The 26,804-nt window shown below is 72.3% G+C and carries 26 protein-coding genes; 13 read left to right on the top strand and 13 right to left on the bottom strand.

Annotated elements, in window-relative coordinates; genetic code table 11:
• Positions 1-181 precede the first annotated feature (181 nt).
• A complete protein-coding gene (locus ABZ318_RS29240) occupies positions 182-1,336 on the bottom strand; it encodes a cystathionine gamma-synthase (protein WP_356905453.1) in 1,155 nt (384 codons plus the stop codon).
• A gap of 72 nt (positions 1,337-1,408) precedes the next feature.
• Between ABZ318_RS29240 and ABZ318_RS29235 the strand changes: the two genes are divergently transcribed.
• Both ABZ318_RS29235 and msrA read left to right on the top strand, forming a co-directional pair.
• Positions 1,409-2,518 (top strand): hypothetical protein, encoded by a 1,110-nt coding sequence (locus tag ABZ318_RS29235; RefSeq protein ID WP_356905452.1) that lies wholly within the window; start codon positions 1,409-1,411, stop codon positions 2,516-2,518.
• A 92-nt stretch (positions 2,519-2,610) separates the two neighbouring features.
• Positions 2,611-3,273, top strand: a complete 663-nt coding sequence (gene msrA / locus ABZ318_RS29230) for a peptide-methionine (S)-S-oxide reductase MsrA (RefSeq protein WP_356905451.1) — start codon at positions 2,611-2,613, stop codon at positions 3,271-3,273.
• A gap of 133 nt (positions 3,274-3,406) precedes the next feature.
• Here msrA and ABZ318_RS29225 read toward each other — a convergent pair whose 3' ends face one another.
• A complete protein-coding gene (locus ABZ318_RS29225) occupies positions 3,407-4,459 on the bottom strand; it encodes an NAD(P)-dependent alcohol dehydrogenase (protein WP_356905450.1) in 1,053 nt (350 codons plus the stop codon).
• Positions 4,460-4,599: 140 nt separating this feature from the next.
• On the opposite strand from ABZ318_RS29225, the gene ABZ318_RS29220 reads away from it, so the two are divergent.
• Positions 4,600-5,466 carry a helix-turn-helix transcriptional regulator gene (locus tag ABZ318_RS29220; protein ID WP_356905449.1) on the top strand — a complete coding sequence of 289 codons (867 nt, stop codon included), beginning with the start codon at positions 4,600-4,602 and terminating at the stop codon, positions 5,464-5,466.
• 77 nt (positions 5,467-5,543) lie between these two features.
• Here the strand turns inward: ABZ318_RS29220 and ABZ318_RS29215 are convergent, their stop codons facing one another.
• Both ABZ318_RS29215 and ABZ318_RS29210 read right to left on the bottom strand, forming a co-directional pair.
• Positions 5,544-6,812 carry an Ig-like domain-containing protein gene (locus ABZ318_RS29215; protein ID WP_356905448.1) on the bottom strand — a complete coding sequence of 423 codons (1,269 nt, stop codon included), beginning with the start codon at positions 6,810-6,812 and terminating at the stop codon, positions 5,544-5,546.
• A gap of 203 nt (positions 6,813-7,015) precedes the next feature.
• Positions 7,016-7,351, bottom strand: coding sequence for a hypothetical protein (locus ABZ318_RS29210; RefSeq protein ID WP_356905447.1), 336 nt, complete (start codon positions 7,349-7,351; stop codon positions 7,016-7,018).
• Between the two features lie 111 nt (positions 7,352-7,462).
• On the opposite strand from ABZ318_RS29210, the gene ABZ318_RS29205 reads away from it, so the two are divergent.
• Positions 7,463-7,741 carry an LPXTG cell wall anchor domain-containing protein gene (locus tag ABZ318_RS29205; protein WP_356905446.1) on the top strand — a complete coding sequence of 93 codons (279 nt, stop codon included), beginning with the start codon at positions 7,463-7,465 and terminating at the stop codon, positions 7,739-7,741.
• Positions 7,742-7,815: 74 nt separating this feature from the next.
• Here the strand turns inward: ABZ318_RS29205 and hutH are convergent, their stop codons facing one another.
• From hutH to ABZ318_RS29180, 5 genes are all read right to left on the bottom strand, one after another.
• A complete protein-coding gene (hutH, locus tag ABZ318_RS29200) occupies positions 7,816-9,357 on the bottom strand; it encodes a histidine ammonia-lyase (protein ID WP_356905454.1) in 1,542 nt (513 codons plus the stop codon).
• A 156-nt stretch (positions 9,358-9,513) separates the two neighbouring features.
• The gene (locus ABZ318_RS29195) at positions 9,514-10,674 is read right to left on the bottom strand and encodes a GGDEF domain-containing protein (protein WP_356905445.1); all 1,161 of its coding nucleotides are present in this window, start codon (positions 10,672-10,674) and stop codon (positions 9,514-9,516) included.
• A gap of 95 nt (positions 10,675-10,769) precedes the next feature.
• Positions 10,770-11,558 carry an enoyl-CoA hydratase-related protein gene (locus ABZ318_RS29190; protein ID WP_093874377.1) on the bottom strand — a complete coding sequence of 263 codons (789 nt, stop codon included), beginning with the start codon at positions 11,556-11,558 and terminating at the stop codon, positions 10,770-10,772.
• A 62-nt stretch (positions 11,559-11,620) separates the two neighbouring features.
• Positions 11,621-12,766: an adenylate/guanylate cyclase domain-containing protein gene (locus tag ABZ318_RS29185; protein WP_356905444.1), complete on the bottom strand. Its 1,146-nt coding sequence runs from the start codon at positions 12,764-12,766 to the stop codon at positions 11,621-11,623.
• Positions 12,767-13,066: 300 nt separating this feature from the next.
• Positions 13,067-13,912 carry a biotin--[acetyl-CoA-carboxylase] ligase gene (locus ABZ318_RS29180; RefSeq protein ID WP_356905443.1) on the bottom strand — a complete coding sequence of 282 codons (846 nt, stop codon included), beginning with the start codon at positions 13,910-13,912 and terminating at the stop codon, positions 13,067-13,069.
• Between the two features lie 134 nt (positions 13,913-14,046).
• On the opposite strand from ABZ318_RS29180, the gene ABZ318_RS29175 reads away from it, so the two are divergent.
• Together ABZ318_RS29175 and ABZ318_RS29170 are read left to right on the top strand one after the other, a co-directional pair.
• Positions 14,047-15,651, top strand: a complete 1,605-nt coding sequence (locus tag ABZ318_RS29175) for an acyl-CoA carboxylase subunit beta (RefSeq protein WP_356905442.1) — start codon at positions 14,047-14,049, stop codon at positions 15,649-15,651.
• A gap of 26 nt (positions 15,652-15,677) precedes the next feature.
• On the top strand, positions 15,678-15,890 hold the full coding sequence (locus tag ABZ318_RS29170; RefSeq protein ID WP_356905441.1) for an acyl-CoA carboxylase epsilon subunit: 213 nt from the start codon (positions 15,678-15,680) through the stop codon (positions 15,888-15,890).
• A gap of 69 nt (positions 15,891-15,959) precedes the next feature.
• Here the strand turns inward: ABZ318_RS29170 and ABZ318_RS29165 are convergent, their stop codons facing one another.
• Positions 15,960-17,372 (bottom strand): MFS transporter, encoded by a 1,413-nt coding sequence (locus ABZ318_RS29165; protein WP_356905440.1) that lies wholly within the window; start codon positions 17,370-17,372, stop codon positions 15,960-15,962.
• A 70-nt stretch (positions 17,373-17,442) separates the two neighbouring features.
• Between ABZ318_RS29165 and ABZ318_RS29160 the strand changes: the two genes are divergently transcribed.
• From ABZ318_RS29160 to ABZ318_RS29150, 3 genes are all read left to right on the top strand, one after another.
• On the top strand, positions 17,443-18,078 hold the full coding sequence (locus ABZ318_RS29160) for a TetR/AcrR family transcriptional regulator (protein WP_356905439.1): 636 nt from the start codon (positions 17,443-17,445) through the stop codon (positions 18,076-18,078).
• A gap of 91 nt (positions 18,079-18,169) precedes the next feature.
• Positions 18,170-18,298 (top strand): hypothetical protein, encoded by a 129-nt coding sequence (locus tag ABZ318_RS29155; protein WP_093874383.1) that lies wholly within the window; start codon positions 18,170-18,172, stop codon positions 18,296-18,298.
• A 101-nt stretch (positions 18,299-18,399) separates the two neighbouring features.
• Complete coding sequence (locus ABZ318_RS29150) at positions 18,400-19,005, top strand: nucleoside triphosphate pyrophosphatase (RefSeq protein WP_190155095.1); 606 nt, start codon at positions 18,400-18,402, stop codon at positions 19,003-19,005.
• 15 nt (positions 19,006-19,020) lie between these two features.
• Here ABZ318_RS29150 and ABZ318_RS29145 read toward each other — a convergent pair whose 3' ends face one another.
• Entirely contained in the window at positions 19,021-19,458 is a 438-nt protein-coding gene (locus ABZ318_RS29145) for a hypothetical protein (RefSeq protein ID WP_356905438.1), read from the bottom strand.
• 385 nt (positions 19,459-19,843) lie between these two features.
• On the opposite strand from ABZ318_RS29145, the gene ABZ318_RS29140 reads away from it, so the two are divergent.
• Both ABZ318_RS29140 and ABZ318_RS29135 read left to right on the top strand, forming a co-directional pair.
• Positions 19,844-21,598 (top strand): biotin carboxylase N-terminal domain-containing protein, encoded by a 1,755-nt coding sequence (locus tag ABZ318_RS29140; protein WP_356905437.1) that lies wholly within the window; start codon positions 19,844-19,846, stop codon positions 21,596-21,598.
• A gap of 78 nt (positions 21,599-21,676) precedes the next feature.
• Complete coding sequence (locus ABZ318_RS29135) at positions 21,677-22,222, top strand: helix-turn-helix domain-containing protein (RefSeq protein WP_356905436.1); 546 nt, start codon at positions 21,677-21,679, stop codon at positions 22,220-22,222.
• 52 nt (positions 22,223-22,274) lie between these two features.
• Here ABZ318_RS29135 and ABZ318_RS29130 read toward each other — a convergent pair whose 3' ends face one another.
• On the bottom strand, positions 22,275-23,237 hold the full coding sequence (locus tag ABZ318_RS29130; protein WP_356905435.1) for a DeoR/GlpR family DNA-binding transcription regulator: 963 nt from the start codon (positions 23,235-23,237) through the stop codon (positions 22,275-22,277).
• Between the two features lie 189 nt (positions 23,238-23,426).
• Entirely contained in the window at positions 23,427-24,866 is a 1,440-nt protein-coding gene (locus ABZ318_RS29125; RefSeq protein ID WP_123455044.1) for an NAD(P)H-quinone dehydrogenase, read from the bottom strand.
• A 370-nt stretch (positions 24,867-25,236) separates the two neighbouring features.
• Between ABZ318_RS29125 and ABZ318_RS29120 the strand changes: the two genes are divergently transcribed.
• Together ABZ318_RS29120 and ABZ318_RS29115 are read left to right on the top strand one after the other, a co-directional pair.
• A complete protein-coding gene (locus ABZ318_RS29120) occupies positions 25,237-25,674 on the top strand; it encodes a gamma-glutamylcyclotransferase (protein WP_017239758.1) in 438 nt (145 codons plus the stop codon).
• A gap of 197 nt (positions 25,675-25,871) precedes the next feature.
• On the top strand, positions 25,872-26,675 hold the full coding sequence (locus ABZ318_RS29115) for a purine-nucleoside phosphorylase (protein WP_356905434.1): 804 nt from the start codon (positions 25,872-25,874) through the stop codon (positions 26,673-26,675).
• Positions 26,676-26,804: the final 129 nt, after the last annotated feature.

Genomic DNA, 26,804 nt, shown 5'->3' with positions numbered 1-26,804 from the left:
TGGCCGGCAGCCAGCACAGGGCCTGGCTCCGCTCGTCCCGGCACAGCACACCGAGGCAGGAGCCGTCCGACGCGTTCACGGCGAGCAGCGCGCGGCCCGTGGGAGGTGCCGCCGGCGGAGACGACACCACCGCTGGAAGGCTGGTGACGGCCGGACGCCCCGGCCGTCACCACGGGTATTGCTAGCCCAGCGCCTGGCGCAGGTCGGCGAGCAGGTCGTCGACGTTCTCGATGCCCACCGAGATGCGGACCAGGTCGGCCGGGACCTCCAGGAGGGAGCCCGCGACGGAGGCGTGGGTCATGCGGCCCGGGTGCTCGATGAGGGACTCGACGCCGCCCAGCGACTCGCCGAGGGTGAAGAGCTGCGCGCGGTTGCAGACCTCGACGGCCGCGTCCTCGCCGCCCTGCACGCGGAAGGAGATCATGCCGCCGAAGGACCGCATCTGCTTGGCCGCGATCTCGTGCCCCGGGTGCTCCGGGAGGCCCGGGTAGAGGACCTGGGTGACCTTCGGGTGCTGGGTCAGCATCTCGGCGATCTTCGTCGCGTTCTCGCTGTGGCGGTCCATGCGCACGGCGAGGGTCTTGATGCCGCGCAGCACGATCCACGAGTCGAAGGGACCGGCGACCGCGCCCATCGCGTTCTGGTGGTAGGCGAGCTCCTCGCCGAGCGCCTCGTCCGCGGTCACCAGGGCGCCGCCGACGACGTCGGAGTGGCCGCCCATGTACTTGGTGAGCGAGTGCACGACGACGTCCGCGCCGAGCGCCAGCGGCTGCTGGAGGTACGGCGAGGCGAAGGTGTTGTCGACGACGAGCTTCACGCCGGCCTGGCGGGCGACGCCGGCGACGGCCTCGATGTCGGTGATGCCGAGGAGCGGGTTCGAGGGGGTCTCGACCCAGATCAGCTTCGTACGGTCGTTGACCGCGCCGCGCACCGACTCGACGTCGGAGGTGTTCGCGACGGAGAAGTCCACGCCCCAGCGCTCGACGACCTTGGCGAAGAGCCGGAAGGTGCCGCCGTAGGCGTCGTTCGGGATGACGACGTGGTCGCCGGGCGCGAGGAGCGCGCGCAGCAGGCAGTCCTCGGCGGCGAGGCCCGAGGCGAAGGCGAGGCCGCGGCGGCCGCCTTCCAGGGCCGCGAGGTTCTCCTCCAGGGCGGTACGGGTGGGGTTGGCGCTGCGGCTGTACTCGTAACCGCCGCGCAGCCCGCCCACGCCGTCCTGCTTGTAGGTGGACACCTGGTAGATGGGCGGGACGACCGCGCCGGTCAGCGGGTCGGCGGTGTTGCCCGCGTGGATCGCGCGGGTCTCGAAGCTCTGATGAGAGTGCTGGTCGCTCATGGGTCAGGAGCGTAGCCCCGTACGCCTCCTGCCGCTTCGATCGTCTCACCGGGTGTCCTGGACAATGGACACATGGACATTCTCTGGTTCCTGATCGCGCTCGGGCTGCTGTTCGGCGTCCTCGGTCCCTTCGTGCTGCGCCGCCGGGGCGGCGGAGGGATCCGGCAGGTCGCGCCGGGGACGCCGGACGCGGCGGACCCGGAGGCGTACGGCTTCGTGCGGCAGGAGGAGCAGGACGTGCGGCTGCCCGGCGCCGACGACGAACTCCTGCACGTCCTCGACGTCGTCCAGGCCACCCAGGACTGGCGGCCGGCCTCGCGGCTGCTCGCCGCCACGGGCGCGGAGGGCGAGGTGCGCTGGCAGCGCGTGCAGGCCTTCGCGGGCGCGGCCTCCCTGGAGCTGCAGGAGCGGCCCGGCGTCGGCGGCGCCTGGCTGCGGACCTGGCGGGCGGAGGAGCCGCAGGACGCGGGCGGCGCGGCCGTGCACGCCGAGTTCCTGGTGCAGCAGGCGTGGCGCTCCTCGTCGGCCGGGACGGACGACTTCCGGATCATCCTGGAGGAGGGGCTGAAGGTCACCGAGGAGGCGGCGCTGCTCGCCCCCGACGACCCGGTGCCGTACATCACGCGGCTCGCGGTGGCGCGCGGACTCGGTTACGGGCACGAGCAGTTCGACCAGGTGTGGGCGAAGGTGATCGACCGCGCGCCGCAGCACATGGGGGCGCATCTGGCGGCCCTGCACTACTGGTGCGAGAAGTGGCACGGTTCGCGCGAGGAGGCCGACCACTTCGCGACGACGGCCGCGGCGCGCGCCCCCCAGGGGTCGCTGCTCGCCGCGCTGCCGCTGTTCGCGGTGTTCGAGCACGTGCCGGACGTGGTGCTCGTGCAGGACTTCTGGCGTACGGCGGTGGTGTCCAAGGCGATGGACGGCGCGCTGTACGCGGTCCACTCGGCCCGCCCCGACGACCCGATGCTGGCGCACGTCCGCCATCTGCTCGTCTGGTTCCTCGTCCGCTCGGAGCGCTGGGCGGAGGCCATGCACCAGCTGGTGCGGGTCGACGGGCACGTGGGCGCGGTCCCGTGGACGCTGAGCGGCGACCCGGCGGCGGAGTTCACGGTCTTCCGGAACCTGGCGGTCGCGGGCTACGAGGCGAACGGCGGCAGCCCGGCGACGCTGCCGCGCTGACGGGGTGCCGGGCTGAGGGCTGACGGGCTGACGGGGAATCCCTCCCGGTCCCGGGCCGTTGACACTGCTGCCGACCGTCGAGGAGATGCAGCATGTTCCTGTCCCGGACCCCCGTCCTCCCCACTCCCGAGCAGGCCCTGCGCGGCCAGCCCGAGCCGGAGTTCTCCGTGCCCGAGCGCCACACCGTCCTCGGCAACCCGCTCCTCGGCCCCTACCCGGAGGGCCTGGAGGTCGCCGACTTCGCGCTGGGCTGTTTCTGGGGGGCGGAGCGCACGTTCTGGCAGACCGAGGGCGTCTGGACGACCCTCGTCGGCTACCAGGGCGGCTACACGCCGAACCCGGTGTACGAGGAGGTCTGCTCGGGCCTGACCGGGCACACCGAGGTCGTCCGCGTCGTCTTCGACCCGTCGAAGGTGTCGTACGAGACGCTCCTGAAGCTCTTCTGGGAGTCCCACGACCCCACCCAGGGCTTCCGCCAGGGCAACGACGTCGGCACCCAGTACCGCTCGGCGGTCTACACCCACTCCCCCGAGCAGGCGAAGCGGGCCGAAGCCTCCCGCGAGGCCTACCAGAAGGTCCTGACGGGCTCCGGCTACGGCGAGATCACCACGCACGTCCTCCCGGCCGACGAGACCCGCCCCTTCTACCCGGCGGAGGCCTACCACCAGCAGTACCTGGACAAGAACCCGGCGGGCTACTGCGGCATCGGCGGCACGGGCCTGTCCTGCCCGATCGGGGTCGCGAAGGCGGAGTAGAGGTCTTCGGGCGGGGACGCCGCCGTCCTCGTCGCCTCGTGGCCCCCGGGGGCTCCTTCCTGACGCAGGCGTGCCGGGGCACGGCGCCCGGGGTCGATCACCCCGGGCGCCGTGCCCCGGCCGCCGTGGTGGATCAGATCGTGGCCGTGTCGATCACGAAGCGGTAGCGGACGTCGCTCTTCAGGACGCGCTCGTACGCCTCGTTGATCTGGTCGGCGCGGATCAGTTCGATCTCGGCGCCCAGGCCGTGCTCGGCGCAGAAGTCGAGCATCTCCTGGGTTTCGGCGATGCCGCCGATCATCGAGCCGGCGAGGGTCTTGCGGCCGCCGATGAGGGAGAAGAGGCCGATCTTGACGGGCTCCTCGGGGGCGCCGACGTTCACCAGGGCGCCGTCCGTCCTGACCAGGCTCAGGTAGGCGTCGAAGTCGAGCGGCGCCGAGACCGTGGAGATCACCAGGTCGAAGGTGCCGCGCAGGGCCGCGAAGGTCTCCGGGTCGCTGGTGGCGTGGTAGTGGTCGGCGCCCAGCTTGAGGGCGTCCTCCCGCTTCTTCAGGGACTGGCTGAGGACGGTCACCTCGGCACCGAGCGCGTGGGCGATCTTGACGCCCATGTGGCCGAGGCCGCCGAGGCCGACGATCGCGACCTTCTTGCCGGGGCCGGCCTGCCAGTGGGCCAGCGGCGAGTAGAGGGTGATGCCGGCGCAGAGCAGCGGGGCGGCCTCGTCGAGGCCGATGCCCTCGGGGATGCGCAGGGTGTAGTTCTCGTCGACGACGATGTGGGTGGAGTAGCCGCCGTAGGTCGGCTCGCCGTTCTTGTCCAGGGAGTTGTACGTGCCGGTGCCGCCGGTGACGCAGTACTGCTCCAGGCCGCGCAGGCAGTACTCGCACGCGCGGCAGGAGTCGACGAAGCAGCCGACGCCGACCCGGTCGCCGACCCGGAACTTCGTCACGCCGGGGCCGACCTCGGCGACGATTCCGGCGATCTCGTGACCGGGGACCATCGGGAAGATGCCCTCGCCCCAGCCGTTGGTGGCCTGGTGGATGTCGGAGTGGCAGATTCCGGCGTACTTGATCTCGATGAGGACGTCGTGCTCGCCGACGGGCCGGCGCGGCACGGTGGTGCGCTCCAGCGGGGCGTTGGCGGCGGGTGCGGCGTACGCGGGGACGGTGGTCGCGTTCGTGGTCATGCGTCAAGGCTGCCGGAGGGCGGCGGTGTCACCCAGCCACCTGTTCTGCCTACGTCCGGCGTGCCTACCACTGGCAGGGTCAGGAACGTACGTCGGTCCGGACGGCCCGGCGGCGATAATGGGGCGGTATGGACGGCCGTATGGACCTCAGTTCCGAACTCAGTGAATTCCTGCGCTCCCGCAGGGCCCGGCTGAAGCCGCAGGACGTGGGCCTGCCCGAGTTCGGGCGGCACCGGCGGGTGCCGGGTCTTCGCCGCGAGGAGCTGGCGCAGCTGGCCGGGGTGTCCGTGGCGTACTACACGCGCCTTGAGCAGGGCAACGGGCGGAACGTGTCCATGGAGGTGCTCGACTCCATCGCGCGGGCGCTGCGGCTGAGCGACACCGAGCGGGCGCATCTGACGCATCTGGCGAAGCCGACGGTGAAGAAGCGGCAGCGGGCGGCGATCGCGCGTCCGCAGCGGATCCGGCCGGGGCTCCAGCACCTCCTGGACGCGATGGACGGGCTGCCTGCCTTCGTGCTGGGCCGCCGGGGCGACATCCTGGCCTGGAACCGGATGGCGCGGGCGCTGATGGGCGACTTCGCGGCCTGGGAGCCGGCCGAGCGGAACATGGCCCGGATGATCTTCCTCGATCCGAACGCGCGCGATCTCTACGTCGACTGGGAGTGCAAGGCGGTCGAGGTCGTGAGCGCGCTGCGGCTGTACGCGGGCTGCTACCCGGACGACAAGGAGCTGCTCTCGCTCGTCGGCGAGCTGTCGGTGCGGAGCGAGGAGTTCCGCTCGCTGTGGGCGGCGCACACGGTGACCGACAAGGGGCACGGGACGAAGCGGATACGGCACCCGCTGGTGGGCGAGATGACGCTGTCGTACGAGTCCCTGAAGGTCGCCGGCGACGATCCGGACTTGATGGTCATCACGTACCACGCCGAGCCGGGGACGCCTTCGGCGGACGCGCTGCGGCTGCTCGCGCAGTGGGGCGTGGACGAGGCCGCGGACGTACGGGGATGACCCCCGCGGGCGTGCCGGGATGACGGGAAGGCCCCCTCCCGGTGCGGGAGGGGGCCTTCTCGTGGCGCGTGGACGGATCAGACCGCCGAGCCGGCCTTCCACTCCGACCAACTCATGTTCCAGCCGTTGAGGCCGTTGTCGGGCTTGATCGTCTTGTCGTTGGAGTTCTTGACGATGACGACGTCGCCGATGAGCGAGTGGTCGAAGAACCAGGCGGCCGTCTGGTTCGGGTCGCCGGCGCCCTTGACGTCGGCGAGGCCGACGCAGCCGTGGCTGGTGTTCACGTTGCCGAAGATCGACCGCGCGCCCCAGTAGTTGCCGTGGACGAAGGTGCCGGAGTTGGACAGGCGCATGGCGTGCGGCACGTCCTTGATGTCGTACTCGCCCTTGCCGTCGTCGTCGGTGAAGCCGACGGTGGCGCCGTTCATCCGGGTCTCCTTGAACTTCTCGGAGATCACCATCTGACCGTTGTAGGTGGTGTTCTCCGGGGAGCCGGCGGAGATCGGGATGGTCTTGATCGTCTTGCCGTTCCGCTGGACCGTCATGGTCTTGGCGGCGGCGTCGACGGTGGAGACCTGGTTGCGGCCGATCTTGAAGGTGACGGTCTTCTGCTGGACGCCGAAGACGCCGTCCGCGCCCTCGACGCCGTCGAGGTTCAGCTTCAGCGTGACGGTCGAGCCCTCGGTCCAGTACGCGTCGGGGCGGAAGTCGATGCGCGTCGAGTTGAACCAGTGCCCGACGACCTCCTGGCCGGAGGTGGAGGAGACCGTGATGCCGCTCTGGACGGCCTTCTTGTCGGTGATCGCCTTGTTGAAGTTGATCGAGACCGGCATGCCGACGCCGACGGTCGAGCCGTCCTCGGGCGTGAAGTTGCCGATGAAGCTGTTGGCCTTCGAGACGGTGGTGAACGAGGAGTTCTCGTGGGCCTCCAGGCCCTCCGCGTCGGTGGCGGTGGCGGCGATCTTGTAGACCGTGGCCCGCTCGAGCTGCTCGCTCGGCTTCCAGCTGAGCCCGTCGGCCGCTATCTCACCCTTGACCCGGGCGCCCTCGGCGGAGGTCATGGTGACCTCGGTGAGCTTGCCCTCGGTCACGGTGACCTTGGCGTCCTTGTTGATGGAGGCGTTCTGGGCGCCGTTCTTCGGCGAGATCGTGATCTGCGCCTTGGAGGTCTTCTGCGCGGCCGCCTCGTCGACCTGGGCCTGTGACTGCGGCGACGCGGAACCGGAGGCGCTGCCGTCCTTGTCCCCGTCGTTGCACGCCGAGAGCACGAGTACGCCGCTGAGCACCGCGGCGGCCGCCGCCAGGCTCCTGCGGCGCTTGCCGACCGTCATCACACGCTTCTCCATCGTCGCCGGTTCCCTGCCAACTTCTTCTATGAACGCCCATGACACCCCGTACGGTTCCGTGACCGGAGGGTTTGTGGGCAATGCCACTGATCCACGGGGAACACCACTGCTCCACACGCCCGGAGCCCGGTCGCCGGTTCCCGGCCCCGCGGAAAGGCCCCGGGACGGTGTCCCGGGGCCCGCGCCTCGTGCGGATTCCCGCCTCAGCGGTCGTCGTCTTCCCCGGCCCCATCTTCCTCGCCGAGGTCCCACTCCAGCGCATCGGGGTCGTATTCGATCTCCTCGCTGCTCCAGGAGGCCTGGACCATCTCGATCCCGGGGACGTCGCGGATCAGGTCGAAGGGCTCGACGAGGTAGGCCAGCGCCTCGGCGCTGTCCTCGCGCGCGGCCTCGCGCGCGTGCGCCCGCTCCTCCTCGGGCATGAACTCGTCGTCGTCGATCCGGGCCTCGGCGGCCTCGGTCAGCTCGGCGGGACCGTCGATCTCCAGGACGACATCGACGCGAAGGCGGACATAGCGTGTGGACTCAGTTGCGCTCATGGATCGGAGCGTAGGGGTCCGGAGGCCCTCGGCTTTCCCACGACCCGCTGTGTTCCGTAGCATCGGCGCACCTGCCAATTCGCGGTTTCCGCAAGGGGGATCGAAATTTCCGTGTCCGCCGCCCGCCGCCTGCTGCTGACCGCCGTCGCCGCGGGGGCGCTGCTGTGCGCCCTGTGGTTCGTGCCGACCGCGAACGCCACCGACCGGGAGGGCGGGGCGCGGATCGGGGTGACCCGGGACAGTTCCCTCACGTCCCTCACGGACGACGGACGCCTGGCCGAGACCGGAGGGCGGAACACCACGGCGTATCTGCTCGGCGGAACGGGTTTCCTGGGGGTCGGGGCGGGTTTCGTGACGCTCGCGATGCGGCGCCGGGGGCGCGCCTTCTGAGACGTCCGCACGCGCGCGTACGCGTGAAGGGCCGCCCCCGGGGACCGGGGGCGGCCCTTTCGTACGGCTCGTCGTTACGCCAGCGGGCCAGTGACCGGCTCCACGGCCGCGACCAGCTTCCCTTCGCGTACGAAGGCGTCCGCGCCCGCCAGGTCGGGGGCGAGGAACCGGTCCGGGCCGGGGCCCTCGACGCCGGCCGCGCGCAGGGCCTCGATGGCGGCCTGCGAGGCGGGCGCCGGGGTGAGGCCCTCGCGGAGCTCGATGCCGCGGGTGGCGGCGTACAGCTCGACCGCGATGATCCGGTTGAGGTTGCCGATCGCGGTGCGCAGCTTGCGGGCGGCGGACCAGCCCATGGAGACGTGGTCCTCCTGCATCGCGGAGGACGGGATGGAGTCGGCGGAGGCCGGGACGGCGAGCCGCTTCATCTCGCTGACCAGGGCGGCCTGGGTGTACTGGGCGATCATCAGGCCCGAGTCGACGCCGGCGTCGTCCGCGAGGAACGGCGGGAGGCCGTGCGAGCGGTTCTTGTCGAGGAGCCGGTCGGTGCGGCGCTCGGCGATGGAGCCGAGGTCGGCGGCGGCGATCGCGAGGAAGTCGAGGACGTACGCGACGGGGGCGCCGTGGAAGTTGCCGTTGGAGCGGACCTCGCCGCCGGGCAGCACGATCGGGTTGTCGACGGCGGCGGCGAGCTCGCGCTCGGCGACGAGCCGGGCGTGGGCCATGGTGTCGCGGCCGGCGCCGGCGACCTGCGGGGCGCAGCGCACCGAGTAGGCGTCCTGGACGCGGGGGGCCTCGCCCGCCTGGGCGTGGCCGGTGAGGCCGGAGCCCTTGAGCACGGCCAGCATGTTGGCGGCGGAGGCGGCCTGGCCCGGGTGCGGGCGGACGGCGTGCAGCTCGGGTTCGAGGACCTTCTCGGTGCCGAGGAGGGCTTCGAGGGAGAGGGCGGCGGTGATGTCGGCCGACTTGTAGAGCGTGTCGAGGTCGGCGAGGGCCATGATCAGCATGCCGAGCATGCCGTCGGTGCCGTTGAGGAGGGCGAGGCCCTCCTTCTCCTTGAGCTCGACGGGGGTGATGCCGGCGGCGGCGAGGAGCTCGCCGGCGGGCTTCACCACGCCGTCGGGGCCCTCGGCGTCGCCCTCGCCCATGAGCGCGAGGGCGCAGTGGGAGAGCGGGGCGAGGTCGCCGGAGCAGCCGAGGGAGCCGTACTCGTGGACGACGGGGGTGATGCCGGCGTTGAGGACGTCGGCCATGGTCTGGGCGACCTCGGGGCGGACGCCGGTGTATCCGGAGGCCACGGTCTTGAGGCGGAGGAACATCAGGGCGCGGACGACCTCGCGCTCGACGCGCGGGCCCATGCCGGCGGCGTGCGAGCGGACGATGTTGCGCTGGAGCTGGGCGCGGAGCTCGTGGCTGATGTGCCGGGTGGCGAGTGCGCCGAAACCGGTGGAGACCCCGTAGACGGGCTCGGGCTTGGCGGCGAGCGCGTCGACGATGTCCCGGGCGGCGGCCAGGGCGGCCACGGCCTCGGTCGACAGCTCGACGCGGGCGCCGTGGCGGGCGACGTCGATGACGTCCTGCGGGGTCGTGCCGGACGTGCCGAGGACGACTGTCTGCATATCCATATTCAGCACCCTACGGACTGAAGACCAACATGTCACTAGCCGATTTTGTCACCGTCCCCACACGGGACGGCCCCTTACCGGATCGAACCTCGCCGCCGGGCTCCCGGCGACCGTCCGGGCGGCGCCGGAACCGCCGCCCGGACGGCACCCCTACGGGTGCCCCTCGCCCGGCGCGTCGGGCTCCTCCCGGCGCGGGCCGACCGCCGGGGCGTCGCGGAAGCGGCGGCGGTCACGGGCCCCGGGGGGAGCGTCCGCGAGCCGGATCACCGTGCCGTCGCGGCCCGCGACGACGGGCTTCGTCGAGCGGTCGGCCTTGGCCTGGTACTGGGCGGCGTCGGCGAGCCGGAAGAGGCGGCGGGCCGATCTGAGCGGGCCGATGGGGTCGCCGGTGGACGCGACCCCGCAGGCCACGCCCTCGCCGAGTTCCAGCTCCGCCGCCCGTACGCACAGCTCCTCGGCGACCGCGACGACCTCGTCCGCCGTCGGGCCGACGGTGAGGAGGCAGAACTCGTCACCGCCCAGGCGGGCCGCGAGGGCGCCGGGAAGCATGGCGCCGCAGCGGGAGAGGACCGAGCCGAAGCGTTCGAGGAGGCGGTCGCCGACGGCGTGGCCGTGGGTGTCGTTGACGCGCTTGAGGCCGTTCAGGTCGCAGACCATGAGGCTCACGACGGAGCCGTCCGCCCGGTAGCGCTCGATGGCCTCGTCCAGACGGGTGTCGACGGCCCGCCGGTTGGCCAGCCCCGTCAGGGGATCGGTGAAGGCCAGCTTGCGGACCTCCTCCAGGCGTTCGGCCTGGGCGATGCCGGCGGCGACCACCGCCGCGAGGACGGTCGCGAAGTCGGCGTCCGCCCGGCTGAAAGGTTTCTCCTCCGGTGGGCGGGCCACGTACAACTCCCCCCACGCGCGCCCGTGCAGCACGATCGGGGCGACCACGCAGCAGCCGCGCCCCCGCCGCCTCAGGCCCCTCACCCGGCCGGTCTGCACGGGGCCGGCGGCGGTCTCCACCCAGGCGTCGGGCTCGCCGCCGCCCGCCCACTGCTCGTGCAGGAACTCGGTGATCTCGGGGAACTGGTGCACCGGGTACGTCTCCGAGTCGGGGAACTCCTCCTCGCCCGCGGCCCGGTCCCCGGCGTTCACCAGGACCTTGAGGCGGCCGTGGTCCCGCTCCCAGACGGACAGGGCGGCGAAGCTCCCGTCGAGCCCCGCGCGGGCCCCGAGCGCCGCCGCCCGCCAGAACTCGCGCGGGGTGTGCGCCGCCGCCATCGCCTGCGCCAGCGCCACTACGGCCCGCAGCCGTCCGTCCTCACCCATTCCTCCAGCTTAGGGAGGTTTGATCCGTTTTCCCCACCGAGACGTCACCGTAAGTCACATTTGGTGCAAAACGGTAAAAGTCTCCGCCCGGTTTCCTACTCCCCCGGCCAGTTCGGCTTCCGCTTCTCGTTGAAGGCCGCCACGCCCTCCGCCCGGTCGCCCGAGAAGGCCACCGAACGCCAGGCCGCGTCCTCGACCTCCAGGCCCGCCCGCAGGTCCAGGCCCTGACCGAGGCGCATCGCCTTCTTCGCCGCGCGCAGGCCGACCGGCGAGTTCGCCGCGATCCGCCCGGCGAGCTCCAGGGCCGCCGTCCGCGCGTCCTCCTCCAGGAGGTCGACGAGGCCGAGCTCGCGGGCCTCGGCCGCCTCCACCCGGCGGGCCGTGAAGACCAGCTCGGCGGCGCGCGCCGCGCCCACCCGGCGCGGGAGCAGCTGCGTACCGCCGCCGCCGGGGATCACGCCCACGGAGACCTCGGGGAGGCCGACGACGGCGGTCGCGTCGGCCACGATGACGTCGCAGGAGAGCGCCAGCTCGAAGCCGCCGCCGAGGGCGTAGCCGTGCACGGCCGCGACGGTCGGCATCGGCAGCTCCAGGACGCCGGTGTAGGCGGCGCGGGCGGTGGGGCGCTGGCGGACGAGCTCGGCGTCGGTGAAGGAGTTGCGCTCCTTGAGGTCGGCGCCGACACAGAAGGCGCGGTCGTTCGAGGAGGTCAGGACGGTGACGCGGACCTCGGGGTCGGCGGCGAGGGCGTCGCAGGCGGCGCCGATGGAGCGGGCCATCTCGGAGGAGACGGCGTTCATGGCCTTGGGCCGGTCGAGGACCAGCTCCGCGACGTGACCGTCCTTCCGGACCACCACGAACTCACCAAAGCGCTGCTCGGACATGACCGCACACCCTCCCGGTTCAGGCCTGTTAACGGGTGTTAACAGGCGTTCACCGGGAGATCCTAAGTCGGACGGCGGCTCAGGAGCCAGGGTTCGACGACGCCGAGGCCCCGGACCGGGCGCTGCCACATGGGCTGGAGCGCGAAGCGGTAGGTGGCGGCCCGGCGGCCCTCCTTCTCCGCGCGGGCCGCCTCCTCGGCCGCCTCCGTCTCCGAGGCGGGCGCCTCGCCGGTCCTGGTCAGCTCCTCCGCGAGGGCGCCGTCGACGAGGACGGCGTCCTTCGGGGCTATCGAGGTGAGGCGGCTGGCCAGGTTCACGGTGGTGCCGAAGACGTCGCCCATCCGGGTCGTCACCGTGCCGAAGGCTATGCCGACGCGCAGCGCGGGCATCGTCTCGTCGTGACCGAGGGTCTCGATGAGCCGGAGCGCGATCTCGGCGGCCGTGCCGGGATCGTCGGCGCAGTACAGCACCTCGTCGCCGAGGGTCTTGATGAGCCGGCCGCCGTGCGCGGCGACGAGGTCGGCGCAGGTGGTCTCGAAGGCCTCGACGAGCTCGCCGAGCTCCTCCTCCTCCAGGCGGCGGGTGAGCCGGGTGAAGCCGACGAGGTCCGCGAAGCCGACGGCGAGCCGGCGGTCGACCATCTCCTCGTCGTCGGCGGCCTGGACGACCCGGCCGGTGGCGGCGGCGAGCTGCCGGCGCCACACGTAGATGAGGAACTCCTCCAGCTCGGGCAGGAGCAGCTCGACCAGCGGGTACGTGACCTCGGTGCGGGTCATGCCGGGCTCGGGCGGCTCGGTGAGGCCCTCCAGGAAGGAGTCGATCTGCCACTCGGCGAGCCGGGCGGTGGTCTGTCCGGTGGAGCGGGCCACCTGCACGGCCATCGGCTCGCTGAGCAGCCCGGCCTCGACGAGGCCGGCGAGCCGCCGCAGGGCGAGGACGTCGGCCTCGGTGAGCGCCTTGGCCTGGCCGATGTCGGCGAAGCCCATGGCCCGCCAGAAGCGGGAGGCGAGCTCCATGGAGACGCCGGCGGTGCGGGCGGCCTGGAAGGGGGTGTAGCGGCGGTCCGCGCCGAGGATGAGCTGTTCGAGGCGGATGGCGAGGGGGTCGTGGGTCGGCTCGACCGTGTGGTCGACCTCGTGGTGGGGGGTGGGGTACGTCGGCGGTTCCGGCTGGGCGCCGCCGCCGTCGTTCGCGTCGTCAGCGGTCACCGGCCGCCTCCTGCCCGTTCCCTGCCCACTTGTCCTGCCGATCTGTCGCCGTCGATCGCGGTCCACGATACGGCAGCTGTGCGCTGGGTCACGCGTGAACGGCTGCCGCGTGGGTCTCGGGGCCGGGTCGGTGCGGGCCCCGTCGGTGCGCGGGCCCTCCTGGTGAACGGCCGGGAGGGCGCGGCGCGCGGCGGGTCCCGGTGTGCCCACCCTCCCCCAAGCTCTCGGCTTCGCTCGAGCAGGGGGGACCCCCCTCGCCCCTGGCGGAACGATTGCCCACACCTACGTCCACGTCTACGTCTACGTCCGCAGGTGGACGATGTCGCCCGCTCCCACCGCTTCCGTGCCGCCGCCTTCCGTGGCGACGACCAGGCGGCCGTCGCCGTCCAGGGCGACGGCCTCTCCCTCCAGCATCCGCTCGCCGGGCAGCTCGGCGCGGACGCGGCGGCCGAGGGTGGCGCAGCCGGCGGCGTAGGCCGCCTGGAGGCCGGAGGCGGCGGGGTCGCCGTCGGCCCGCACCCAGTCGCCGTAGTACTGCTCCAGGGAGCGCAGAACGGCCCGCAGGAGGGTGTCGCGGTCGGTGGAGACCGCGTCGGCGAGGAGGAGGGAGCCGGCCGCCGGGACGGGCAGCTCGTCCTCGCGGAGGGTGACGTTGATGCCGAGGCCGACGACGATGGCGTCGGCGCCGGCCCGCTCGGCGAGGATGCCGCCGGCCTTGCGTTCCTCGCCCGCGACGGAAACCAGGAGGTCGTTGGGCCACTTGAGGGAGGTGTCGACGCCGGCGGCCTTCGCGAGGCCGGTGGCGGCGGCCACGCCGGTGAGCAGCGGGAGCCAGCCCCAGCGGTGGACGGGCACGGCGGGCTTGAGGAGGACGGAGAGGAAGAGCCCGGAGCGGGCGGGCGCGGTCCAGGTGCGGTCCAGCCGGCCGCGGCCCGAGGTCTGCTCCTCGGCCACGAGCACGGCGCCTTCGGGCAGTTCGTCGGCCCGGGCGGCGAGGTCGCTGTTGGTGGAGCCGGTGCTGGTGACCACGTCGAGGGAGGTCCACAGGCCGTCGGGGAGGACGAGCGCGCGGCGCAGCGCGGGGGCGTTCAGCGGGGGCCGGTCGAGGTCGGACCAGGGTCCGCCGGAGCCTTGGGAGGTCGTCATGCAAGCCAGACTAGGTGTGGCAAAGACCGCAGTGCCGAACCGTATCGCCGTCGATACGCTACGGGTCAGTAGGCCAGCAGTAGCCCATTAGTAGTCAACGAACCCCCCGTGACCAGGCAGGGAGCCGCATCCCGATGTCCGAGCCGGCAGAGCAGTACGAGATCGACATTCACACGACCGCGGGCAAGATCGCGGACCTCAAGCGCCGTATCGACGAGGCCACGCACGCCGGCTCGGAGCGCGCGGTGGAGAAGCAGCACGCCAAGGGCAAGCTGACCGCGCGCGAACGGATCGCCCTCCTCCTGGACGAGGATTCGTTCGTGGAGCTGGACGAGCTGGCCCGGCACCGCTCGACCAACTTCGGCCTGGAGAAGAACCGGCCGTACGGAGACGGTGTCGTCACCGGCTACGGCACGGTGGACGGCCGTCCGGTCGCCGTGTTCTCGCAGGACTTCACGGTCTTCGGCGGCGCGCTGGGCGAGACGTACGGCCAGAAGATCATCAAGGTGATGGACTTCGCGCTGAAGACGGGCTGCCCGGTCATCGGCATCAACGACTCCGGCGGCGCCCGCATCCAGGAGGGTGTGAGCGCGCTCGGCATGTACGGCGAGATCTTCCGCCGCAACACGCACGCCTCCGGGGTGATCCCGCAGATCTCCCTGATCGTCGGTCCCGCCGCGGGCGGCGCGGTGTACTCCCCCGCGATCACCGACTTCACGGTGATGGTGGACCAGACCTCGCACATGTTCATCACGGGACCGGACGTCATCAAGACGGTGACCGGCGAGGACGTGGGCTTCGAGGAGCTGGGCGGCGCCCGGACGCACAACTCGACGTCGGGCGTGGCGCACCACCTGGCGGGTGACGAGAAGGACGCGATCGAGTACGTCAAGTCCCTGCTCTCGTACCTCCCTTCGAACAATCTCTCGGAGCCGCCGGCCTTCCCGGAGGTCGCGGAGACCGGGGTGACGGACGAGGACCGCGAGCTCGACACGCTGATCCCGGACTCGGCGAACCAGCCGTACGACATGCACAAGGTCATCGAGCACGTCCTCGACGACGGCGAGTTCCTGGAGACGCAGGCGCTGTTCGCGCCGAACATCGTGACCGGCTTCGGCCGGGTCGAGGGCTTCCCGGTGGGCGTGGTCGCGAACCAGCCGATGCAGTTCGCCGGCTGCCTGGACATCGACGCCTCGGAGAAGGCGGCGCGGTTCGTCCGGACGTGCGACGCCTTCAACATCCCGGTGCTGACGTTCGTGGACGTGCCCGGCTTCCTGCCGGGCGTGGACCAGGAGTACGGCGGCATCATCCGGCGCGGCGCGAAGCTGATCTACGCGTACGCGGAGGCGACGGTCCCGCTGATCACGGTCATCACGCGGAAGGCCTTCGGCGGCGCGTACGACGTCATGGGCTCCAAGCACCTGGGCGCCGACCTGAACCTGGCGTGGCCGACGGCGCAGATCGCGGTCATGGGCGCGCAGGGCGCGGTGAACATCCTGCACCGCCGCACGATCGCGGAGGCGGAGGCGAACGGCGAGGACGTGGAGGCGGTGCGCGCCCGGCTCATCCAGGAGTACGAGGACGCCCTGCTCAACCCGTACACGGCGGCCGAGCGCGGCTACATCGACGGCGTGATCCTGCCGTCGGACACGCGCCCGCAGATCGTGAAGGGCCTGCGTCAGCTCCGTACGAAGCGGGAATCCCTGCCTCCGAAGAAGCACGGCAACATCCCGCTCTAGCCCGTCCGGACCCTCAAGGAGCCGACATGATCAAGGTCGTACGAGGCAACCCGACTCCGGAGGAGTTGGCCGCCGCACTGGCGGTGGTTCAAGCCCGGGCCGCGGCCACGGCGGCGGCGTCCGCCGAGGCGGGCGGCCCGGCGGTACCGGAGGGGTGGTCGGACCCCTCCCGTATCGCGCGGGCGGTACGGCAGCAGCCGGGCCCGCGGGCCTGGGCGCGGTCGTACTGGCCCGTGTAGCCGTCGCGGCAGGCGAAAGGCCGGACCCCTTGTGCGGGAGGTCCGGCCTTTCGCATGCCCCGGCGCCGGTCATGCACGGCGCAGGAAGAGGCCGGAGAGCACGGCTCCGGCGGCGACGATCGCGGCGTTGACGAGGACCGCGCGGCCGATGCCGTCGAGGAGCACGGGCGCGGTGACGACGACGGCGCTCATGACCGGCGTGCCCATGGTGATGCCGATCTGCTGGGTCATGGTCGCGAGTCCGGTCGCCATGCCCTGCTCGCCGTCGGGGAGGCCGGAGGTGGCGGTGACCATGAAGCCGACGATCGCGAGCATGTTGCCGACGCCGCCGACGAAGGTGGCGGCGAGCAGCAGCGCGAGGCTGCCGCGGTCGTCGCCGAGTCCGTACAGGGCGAGCGTGGCGGCGGCCTGGAGGAGTCCGCCGGAGACGAGGGCGGCACGGGCGCCGAAGCGGCCGATGAAGCGGGAGGCGGCCACTCCGCCGAGGACCGTGCCGGCGCCGAGGACGCCGAAGGAGAGTCCGGCGGCGAGCGGGGAGAAGCCCAGGACGTCCTGGAGGTACAGGGTCATCAGGAAGACCAGGGAGGTCTCGGTGACGAAGGCGACGAGCCCGGCGAGGTTGCCCCAGACGACCGTGCGGCGCTTCAGGACGCGGATCGGGACGAGGGGCGAGGCGGCCCGCCGCTCGACGAGGACGAAGGCGGCGAGGAGCGCGGCGCCGATCGCGAGGGAGACGAGCGCCGTGGGGTCGGTCCAGCCGTGCTCGCCGGTGACGGTCAGGCCGTAGACGAGGGCGAGGAGTCCGCCGGTGACGGTGACGGCGCCGGGCACGTCGAGGCGGGGCCGGACGGCGGGGCGGCTCTCCTTCAGGACGGCGGGGGCGACGAGGAGCACGGCGAGGGCCACCGGGACGTTGACGAGGAAGGCCCAGCGCCAGGAGAGCAGGTCGGTGAGGACGCCGCCGAGGATCGCCCCGGTGGTGAAGCCCGCGGACATGAGGGCGCCGTTCAGCCCCAGCGCCTTGGCCCGCAGCGGGCCCTCGGGGAAGGAGGCGGTGAGCAGGGAGAGCCCGGCGGGGGTGACGGCGGCGGTCGCGAGGCCCTGGGCGACGCGGGCGGCCATCAGCATCTCGGGGCCGGTGGCGAGGCCTCCCACGAGGGACGAGACGCCGAGGACGGCCATGCCGCCGAGGAAGAGGCGGCGGCGTCCGACCAGGTCGGCGACGCGCCCGAAGAGGAGGGTGAATCCGGCGGCGGCGAGGGCGAACGCGGTGGCGATCCACTGGAGGCCGCCGAGGGTGAAGCCGAGTCCCTCGCCGATGACGGGCAGGGCGACGTTCAGGATCGAGAAGTCGACGGCCAGCATGAACTGGGCGAGGAGGAGGACGACGAGGACGAGCCGCATCCGCCCGGTCATCCGGGCTTCGGCGGGGTCCGTGGAGACGGAGGCGGGTGTGGACGTGGGGAGATCGAGGGCTGCCATGCGTACGACCCCTTAATGGGAGCTGGGTTCCGTTAAGATGTCCCGTACCGTAGCAGAGTCGATGGCCTTAATGGAACAGGAGACCCGTTTGACTGAGAGCCGGCCGGCCACGCCCGGCACCACGCGCCCCGGCGGCCGCACCGCGAAGGTCCGCAGGGCGGTCCTCGACGCCACCCTGGAGGCCCTCGCCGACACCGGCTTCCACGCCCTGAACATGGACCGGATCGCCGCGGGCGCCGGCGTCGGCAAGACCACCGTCTACCGCCGCTGGGGCTCCCCCGTCGGCCTGGTCGCCGACCTCCTGCACGACATGGCCGAGCAGTCGCTCCCCGCCTCCGACACCGGCAGCCTCGCGGGCGACCTGCGGGCCAACGCCGAACTCGTCCGGGCCACCCTCGCCGACCCCCGGATGGGCGCCGTCTTCCGCGCGGTCATCGCCGCCGCGGCCTGCGACGAGGAGTGCGCCCGCGCCCTCGCCGGCTTCTACCGGACCCGGCTCGCCGAATGGGCCCCCGTCGTCGCCAAGGGCACGGCGCGCGGCGAGATCCCGGCGGGGACGGACCCCGTGGAACTGCTCCGCGCCGTCTCCGCGCCGCTCTACTACCGGTTCACGGTCACCCGCGAGGAGCTCGACGCGGCCGTCGCGGAACGGGCGGTGGCGGCGGCGCTCGCGGCCGCGCGGGACGGGGTGTTCGTACGGACATGAGGCGGACGGACACGAATGAGTCCTTCCGCACCGGGGCGCCTGAGTATCCGTACTCAGGCGCCCCGCGCGTCCCGCCCGCAGGATCGAAGGCATGCTGTGGTCCGACCCGAAGAACCAGCCGCCGAAGTTCCTGCGCGACATGCAGGCGATGCTCCGCCGCACGGGCGTGCTGCTGGCGCTGGCGATGGTGGTGGCGATGTTCGTGGCCAGCGCCCGCTGACCGCGCGCGTACGGCCCGGCCACGCGTGCGTGCACCAAGCCCCGGACGCACGGACCGAGCCACGCGCGCGTGCGCACCCCGCCACTGGCTACGCTGCCCCCATGACTGCTGATCCGCGCCGTGTCGTGCTCGCCTCCGCCTCCCCCGCCCGGCTCGGGCTGCTCCGGCAGGCCGGACTCGCTCCCGAGGTGATCGTGAGCGGCGTCGACGAGGACAAGGTCCACGCCCCGACGCCGGCCGAGCTCGCGCTCGCCCTCGCGGAGGCGAAGGCCGCTCATGTCGCCGCCCGGCCCGAGGCGTTCGGCGCGCTCGTCATCGGCTGCGACTCGGTCCTGGAGCTCGACAAGCAGGCCCTCGGCAAGCCGGCCGACGCCGAGGAGGCCACCGCCCGCTGGAAGGCGATGCGCGGCCGGGTGGGCATCCTCCAGACCGGCCACTGCGTCTACGACACGGCCGCCAAGCGCTTCGAGTCGGCGACGGCCTCCACCGTGGTCCGCTTCGGCGAGCCGACGGACGAGGAGATCGCCGCGTACGTGGCGAGCGGCGAACCGCTCCACGTGGCGGGCGCGTTCACCCTGGACGGCCGTTCGGCGCCGTTCATCGACGGCATCGACGGCGACCCGGGCAATGTGATCGGCCTGTCCCTGCCGCTCCTGCGCCGGCTCCTGCGCAAGCTGGACGTCGAGATCACCGACCTCTGGGCCTGACGGCCCGCAAGGGCGCTACGCGGACGCCGGTGCCCCCTCGGGGGCGTCGGCGCCCTTCCCGTGCCCCTCGCCGTACGCCACCAGGGTGAGGACGACCAGCCCGAGCACGGCCACGAGGAAGGCGAAGGGGCCCCAGCCGAGGAGGGCGACGGCGACCGCGCCGAGGACGCCGTGGACGATCGCGCAGCCGATGAGGAGCGCCCGGCCGAAGCGGCCCGGCCGGCGGTCGCGGACGCCCGCGAGGAGGGCGACGAGGGCGCAGAGGAGGAGGGCGGCGCCGGAGGCGATGCCGAGCCCCCAGGTGCCGGCGACCATCGCGTCGGGGTCCATGCCGTCGAGGGACATCGACTGGGCCTTCGTGAAGCGCGCCATGACGGCGTTGATCGCGACGATTCCGGGCGCTTCGAGGAAGAGCACCGCGGCCGTCACGAGCGCTATCGGTCTGCGGGCCACCTCGGCCACCCCCTGGATTCGCCTGTTACCGACAGTACGATCGACAGCGCGAAGGCTACTGGCCGGTAAACAGTCGGACAAGGGTTCCCACACGGCGGGCGACGGCGGGGAGCCGGCGGACGGCTCGGCAAAGAATCGCTGCGCCATTCGTAGGGACTCCACAAAGAAACCCGAATGGCCCCTGGCCGCACGAACAGAGACCTGCGCCACACCGCGGAGCTACTGTGCCGTAAAGGAACCCTGCGTACCGTGGTGCGACAAGGGAATTCACGACCCGAGCGGGCCCGGGGTCACGCTCCGTGTGGGCAAGCTCACCACTGGGGACGGGTCGAAAGGCCGTGTCGGCAGTCCCTAAACTCAGCTTGTTTTCAAGGAGGGAGCCATCGTGCGCAAGGTGCTCATCGCCAACCGTGGCGAAATCGCTGTCCGTGTGGCCCGGGCGTGCCGGGACGCGGGTATCGGCAGCGTGGCCGTGTACGCCGAGCCGGACCGGGACGCTCTGCACGTCCGGGCGGCGGACGAGGCGTTCGCTCTGGGCGGTGACACTCCGGCGACCAGTTATCTGGACATGGCGAAGGTCCTGCAGGCCGCGAAGGACTCGGGCGCGGACGCGGTCCACCCGGGTTACGGGTTCCTCTCCGAGAACGCGGAGTTCGCGCAGGCGGTCCTGGACGCCGGTCTGACCTGGATCGGCCCGCCGCCGCAGGCGATCCGGGACCTGGGCGACAAGGTCGCCGCCCGTCACATCGCGCAGCGCGCCGGCGCCCCGCTGGTCGCCGGCACCCCGGACCCGGTCTCGGGTGCCGAGGAGGTCGTGGCGTTCGCCGAGGAGCACGGCCTGCCGATCGCGATCAAGGCCGCCTTCGGCGGCGGCGGCCGCGGCCTGAAGGTCGCCCGCACGCTCGAAGAGGTGCCGGAGCTGTACGACTCCGCCGTCCGCGAGGCCGTGGCGGCCTTCGGCCGGGGCGAGTGCTTCGTCGAGCGCTACCTCGACAAGCCCCGCCACGTCGAGACCCAGTGCCTGGCCGACTCCCACGGCAACGTGGTCGTCGTCTCGACGCGCGACTGCTCGCTGCAGCGCCGTCACCAGAAGCTGGTCGAGGAGGCCCCCGCGCCGTTCCTGACCCAGGAGCAGAACGAGCAGCTGTACGCGGCGTCGAAGGCGATCCTGAAGGAGGCCGGCTACGTCGGCGCCGGCACGGTCGAGTTCCTCGTCGGCCTCGACGGCACGATCTCCTTCCTGGAGGTCAACACGCGTCTGCAGGTCGAACACCCGGTGACCGAGGAGGTCACGGGCCTCGACCTGGTGCGGGAGATGTTCCGCATCGCCGACGGCGAGGAGCTCGGCTACGGCGACCCGGAGATCCGCGGTCACTCCTTCGAGTTCCGCATCAACGGCGAGGACCCGGGCCGCAACTTCCTGCCCGCCCCCGGCACGGTCACCCTCTTCCAGCCGCCGACCGGCCCGGGCGTCCGCCTCGACGCGGGCGTCGAGTCCGGCTCCGTGATCGGCCCGGCCTGGGACTCGCTCCTGGCCAAGCTGATCGTCACCGGCGCCACCCGCGAGCAGGCCCTCCAGCGCGCCGCCCGCGCCCTGGCGGAGTTCAAGGTCGAGGGCATGGCGACGGCGATCCCGTTCCACCAGGCCGTCGTGGTCGACCCGGCCTTCACCGCCGACCCGTTCCGCATCCACACCCGCTGGATCGAGACGGAGTTCGTCAACGAGATCAAGCCGTTCGCCCCGGCCGGCGCCGAGGCGGACGAGGACGAGACGGGCCGCGAGACGATCGTCGTCGAGGTCGGCGGCAAGCGCCTGGAGGTCTCCCTGCCGTCCTCGCTCGGCATGACGCTGGCGCGCACGGGCCTGGCGGCCGGTGCGAAGCCGAAGCGGCGCGCGGCGAAGAAGTCCGGCCCGACCGCCTCGGGCGACACCCTCGCGTCCCCGATGCAGGGCACGATCGTGAAGGTCGCGGTCGAGGAGGGCCAGGAGGTCAAGGAGGGCGATCTGATCGTCGTCCTGGAGGCCATGAAGATGGAGCAGCCCCTCAACGCCCACCGTTCCGGCACCGTCAAGGGCCTGACCGCCGAGGTCGGCGCCTCCATCACCTCCGGCGCCACCATCTGCGACATCAAGGACTGATCCGTCGCGACCAGTACGGTACGAAGGGCCCGCAGGCAGCCGCCTGCGGGCCCTTCGTCGAGGGGACCTTCTTCGCACATGCGCGCCGACGCACGCCGCAACCACGAGCGACTGCTCATCGAAGCCCGCGCCGCCTTCGCGGAACAGGGCGCGGACGCACCCCTGGAGGAGGTCGCGCGCCGCGCGGGCGTGGGGATCGGCACCCTCTACCGTCACTTCCCCACCCGTGCCGACCTGCTGAACGCGGTCTTCCAGGAGGCGCTGGCCGAACTGCTGGACCGCTCCCGGGAGTTCGCGGAGGCCGACGCGCCGTGCCGGGCGCTCGTGGAGTGGCTGCGGGCGCTGATCGCCCACGCGGGCGAGTACCGGGGGCTGGCGCACGCGCTGATGTCCGCCTCGCACGACCGGAGTTCGGCCCTGGCGCGGTGCAGCGACCCGCTGCGCGCGGCGGGCGAGCGGCTGCTGGAACGGGCCCAGGAGGCGGGCCAGGTGCGCGCCGACGTGTCGATCGGCGACCTGATGCAGCTGACCAACGCGATCGCGCTGGCGGCGGAACAGTGCCCGGAGGACGCGCTTCTGGCGGACCGCCTGCTCGCGCTGACGCTTCGGGGGCTCAAGGATTGACCGGAGGGACCGAACGGCGTGGGACCCCTGGGGGAGGGTCCCTCGGGCGGCTTCAGCGGCGGCGCATGTCCGCGACCCGGGCCGTGCGCTCCAGCGTCTCCGCGGCCATCGCGCCGCCCGGTCCCCGGAACTGACCGGCCGCCATCCGTCCGCGCTGGACAGGGAGCGGCATGTCACGGCGGGGCCGGGCGCCCGGGGGGAGCTGCTCACCACCGGCGGGACCGGCCGCCGCGCCCGTACCGGCGACGGCGATCTGCACGCCCTGGTCGGCGAGGGCCTGGAGCTCGGTGGCGGCCCGCTCGTCGTGGGCGGGGGGCTCGTCGGTCACCAGGCGGGTGATGACGTCCGTCGGCACCGTCTGGAACATGGTGTCGGAGCCGAGCTTGGTGTGGTCGGCGAGGACCACGACCTCGGCCGCCGCCTGCACGAGCGCCCGGTCCACGCTCGCGGAGAGCATGTTGGACGTGGACAGGCCGCGCTCGGCGGTCAGACCGCTGCCGGAGAGGAAGGCCCGGGAGACCCGGAGCCCCTGGAGCGACTGCTCGGCCCCGCTGCCCACGAGGGCGTAGTTGGAGCCGCGCAGGGTGCCGCCGGTCATGACGACCTCGACCCGGTTGGCGTGGGCGAGGGCCTGGGCGACGAGCAGGGAGTTGGTGACCACGGTCAGACCGGGCACGCGGGCGAGCCGGCGGGCCAGCTCCTGCGTGGTCGTCCCGGCGCCGACGACGATGGCCTCGCCCTCTTCGACGAGGCTCGCGGCGACGTCGGCGATGGCCGTCTTCTCCGCTGTGGCGAGATGGGATTTCTGCGGGAAGCCGGATTCTCGCGTGAATCCGCCCGGCAACACCGCACCGCCGTGGCGGCGGTCGAGGAGTCCTTCTGCCTCAAGGGCCCGTACGTCTCTCCGTACGGTCACTTCAGAGGTCTGGACGACGCGGGCGAGCTCGCGGAGCGACACGGCCCCATTGGCTCGCACCATTTCGAGGATCAACTGGCGACGTTCTGCAGCGAACACGAAACTGACAGTAACGTGACCGGCCGATAGTTTTCAGCACTATGCGCCGAATTGCAGAAGATGCGCACGGACGGGGCCTCCAAGTGGTATGGGAGGCCCCGTCGTTGATCGTTCTATGCCCGGGATTGCCGGGGGTTGTCCGAGTCGGCGAACCGTTCCCGCAGGCCGGGGCCCGCGCGGGGCGGGGCCTCAGGCCTCGCCGGTCGCCTTTCGGGTGTGCAACTGCCGTGCCACTTCCGCGATCGAGCCCGACAGGGAGGGGTACACGGTGAAAGCATTTGCGATCTGTTCGACCGTCAGATTGTTGTCGACCGCGATCGAGATCGGATGGATCAGTTCGCTCGCCTTCGGCGCGACGACACAGCCGCCGACCACGATGCCGGTGCCCGGACGGCAGAAGATCTTCACGAAGCCGTCCCGGATGCCCTGCATCTTCGCGCGGGGGTTGCGCAGCAGCGGCAGCTTGACGACCTTGGCGTCGATCTTGCCCGCGTCCACGTCGGCCTGGGTGTAGCCGACGGTGGCGATCTCGGGGTCGGTGAAGACGTTCGAGGAGACCGTCTTCAGGTTGAGCGGGGCCACCGCGTCGCCGAGGAAGTGGTACATCGCGATCCGGCCCTGCATGGCGGCGACCGAGGCGAGCGCGAAGACGCCCGTGACGTCGCCGGCCGCGTAGACGCCGGGGGCGGTCGTACGGGAGACCTTGTCGGTCCAGATGTGACCGGAGTCCTTCAGCCGGACCCCCGCCTCCTCCAGACCCATTCCGGCCGAGTTCGGGATCGCGCCGACCGCCATCAGGCAGTGGGTGCCGGAGATGACCCGGCCGTCGGAGAGGGTGACCTCGACGCGGTCGCCGACCCGCTTGGCGGACTCGGCGCGGGAGCGGGCCATGACGTTCATGCCGCGGCGCCGGAAGACGTCCTCCAGGACGGCGGCGGCGTCCGGGTCCTCACCGGGCAGGACGCGGTCGCGGGAGGAGACGAGGGTGACCCGGGAGCCGAGCGCCTGGTAGGCACCGGCGAACTCGGCACCGGTGACGCCGGAGCCGACCACGATGAGCTCCTCGGGGAGCTCCTTCAGGTCGTAGACCTGGGTCCAGTTCAGGATGCGCTCGCCGTCCGGCTTGGCGTCGGGCACCTCGCGCGGGTGGCCGCCGGTCGCGATCAGCACCGCGTCGGCGGTCAGCGTCTCCTCGGTGCCGTCGGCGGCGGTGACGACCACCTGGCGGGAGCCGTCCATCGCCTGCCGCCCGTCCAGCCGGCCGCGGCCGCGCAGGACCCGGGCGCCGGCCCGGGTGACGGAGGCGGTGATGTCGTGGGACTGGGCGAGCGCGAGGCGCTTCACCCGTCGGTTCACCTTGCCGAGGTCCACGCCGACGACCCGGGCGGCCTGCTCGATGTGCGGGGTGTCGTCCGCGACGATGATGCCCAGCTCCTCGTAGGAGGAGTCGAAGGTGGTCATCACCTCGGCGGTGGCGATCAGGGTCTTGGAGGGGACGCAGTCGGTCAGGACGGAGGCGCCGCCGAGTCCGTCGGTGTCGACGACGGTCACCTCCGCGCCGAGTTGGGCGCCCACCAGGGCCGCCTCGTATCCGCCGGGTCCGCCGCCGATGATCACGATCCGGGTCACTGGGATCTACGCCTCGCGCTCTCGTTCTGCCGGGGAGTCCCCCCGCTGGGGTGCAGTGCGTACGCCATTGTCCCGCACGCTTCAAGTGCGTAGCCCATTCTCCCGCACTCCCGGCGCGCCCTCGCGCCGGGGCCTGCCGAAGGGACGCGCGGACGCCCGGCCGGGCCCGGGTCGGGGCCAGGGCGGTCGCGCCCGGGGCCCGGAGGGGTCGCGTCCGGGGCCCGGAGGGCCGTGCTCCGGGGCCCCGGAGGGCCGTACTCGGGAGTCCCGCAGCCCCGCGCCGGGCTCCGGCCGACCCCGCTCCGAGGTCCGTGCGGCCCCCACCTCGGGTTTCGTCGGACACCCCGCCCCCTCCCGTACTCTCGGTCCCATGTCGCTCTACGCCGCTTTCGCCGGCAACCTCGACGCGCGGCTGATGAGCCGCCGCGCACCGCACTCCCCGCTGCGCGGCACCGGCTGGCTGAACGGCTGGCGGCTCACCTTCGGCGGCGAGCAGATGGGCTGGGAGGGAGCGCTGGCCACGATCGTGGAGGCCCCGCGCTCCCAGGTCTTCGTGGCGCTGTACGACATCGCGCCGATGGACGAGGACTCCATGGACCGGTGGGAGGGCGTGGGCCTCGACATCTACCGGCGGATGCGGGTGCGGGTGCACACCCTGGACGGCGAGGAGCCGGCCTGGGTGTACGTCCTCAACGCGTACGAGGGCGGGCTGCCGTCCGCGCGGTACCTGGGCGAGGTCGCCGACGCGGCCGAGTCGGCGGGCGCGCCGCACGACTACGTGATGGAGTTGCGCAAACGCCCCTGCTGAGCCGGGCCGATCCCCGGTGGACCTGGCGCTCCGTCCGGGTGACCGATTTCCGCCGTTCGTCGGAAACGACAAGACAACGATCGCATGTCCGTCAGCATCGTCATCTACGCGCGTAGGAATTCTCCGGCTACGCTGCTGCGCGTACCAAATCCGTCCGGGGTTCCCCTCGGACCCCCCTCCCCGAGGCGAGAGAGTCAGTGAACGCAACTGCCACCCCGTACGAGGCCGCCGAGGCCGCTGCCGCACGTCTTCGCGAGCTGACCGGTGTCGAGAACCACGACGTCGCCCTGGTCATGGGCTCCGGCTGGGCGCCCGCCGTCGACGCCCTCGGGACCCCCGAGGCCGAGTTCCCGGTGACCGAGCTCCCCGGCTTCCCGCCGCCGGCCGTCGAGGGCCACGGCGGCAAGGTCCGCTCGTACAAGATCGGTGAGAAGCGCGCGCTGGTCTTCCTCGGCCGCACCCACTTCTACGAGGGCCGGGGCGTCGCCTCCGTCGCCCACGGCGTCCGCACCGCCGTCGCCGCCGGCTGCAAGACCGTCGTCCTGACCAACGGCTGCGGCGGCCTCCGCGAGGGCATGCGCCCCGGCCAGCCGGTCCTCATCAGCGACCACATCAACCTGACGGCCGCCTCCCCGATCGTCGGCGCGAACTTCGTCGACCTCACCGACCTGTACTCGCCGCGCCTGCGCGCGCTGTGCAAGGAGGTCGACGAGACGCTGGAGGAGGGCGTGTACGTCCAGTTCCCCGGCCCGCACTACGAGACCCCGGCCGAGATCAACATGGTCCGCGTCATGGGCGGCGACCTCGTCGGCATGTCCACCGTCCTGGAGGCCATCGCGGCCCGCGAGGCCGGCGCCGAGGTCCTCGGCATCTCCCTCGTCACCAACCTGGCGGCGGGACTCTCGGGCGAGCCGCTGAACCACGAGGAAGTGCTCCAGGCGGGGCGCGACTCGGCGGCGCGGATGGGTGAGCTGCTGACGCGGGTCCTGGACCGGATCTGAGTTCTTCCCGCGCCCCGGACCCCGGTCCTCGAACGCCGCGGCGCTCGCCCCGTACGTCCGCGCCCTCGCCTCCCGGGACCGTCCGCAGGTCGGGCACTTCACCGACTCCGAGCCGGTGCTCGACTTCCT

The organism is Streptomyces sp. NPDC006197 (genome assembly GCF_040613865.1).
In the GTDB taxonomy this organism is placed as follows: Bacteria; Actinomycetota; Actinomycetes; order Streptomycetales; family Streptomycetaceae; genus Streptomyces.
Note: the sequence above shows the minus strand (reverse complement) of the source record. Positions and strands in the feature narration are given on the sequence as shown.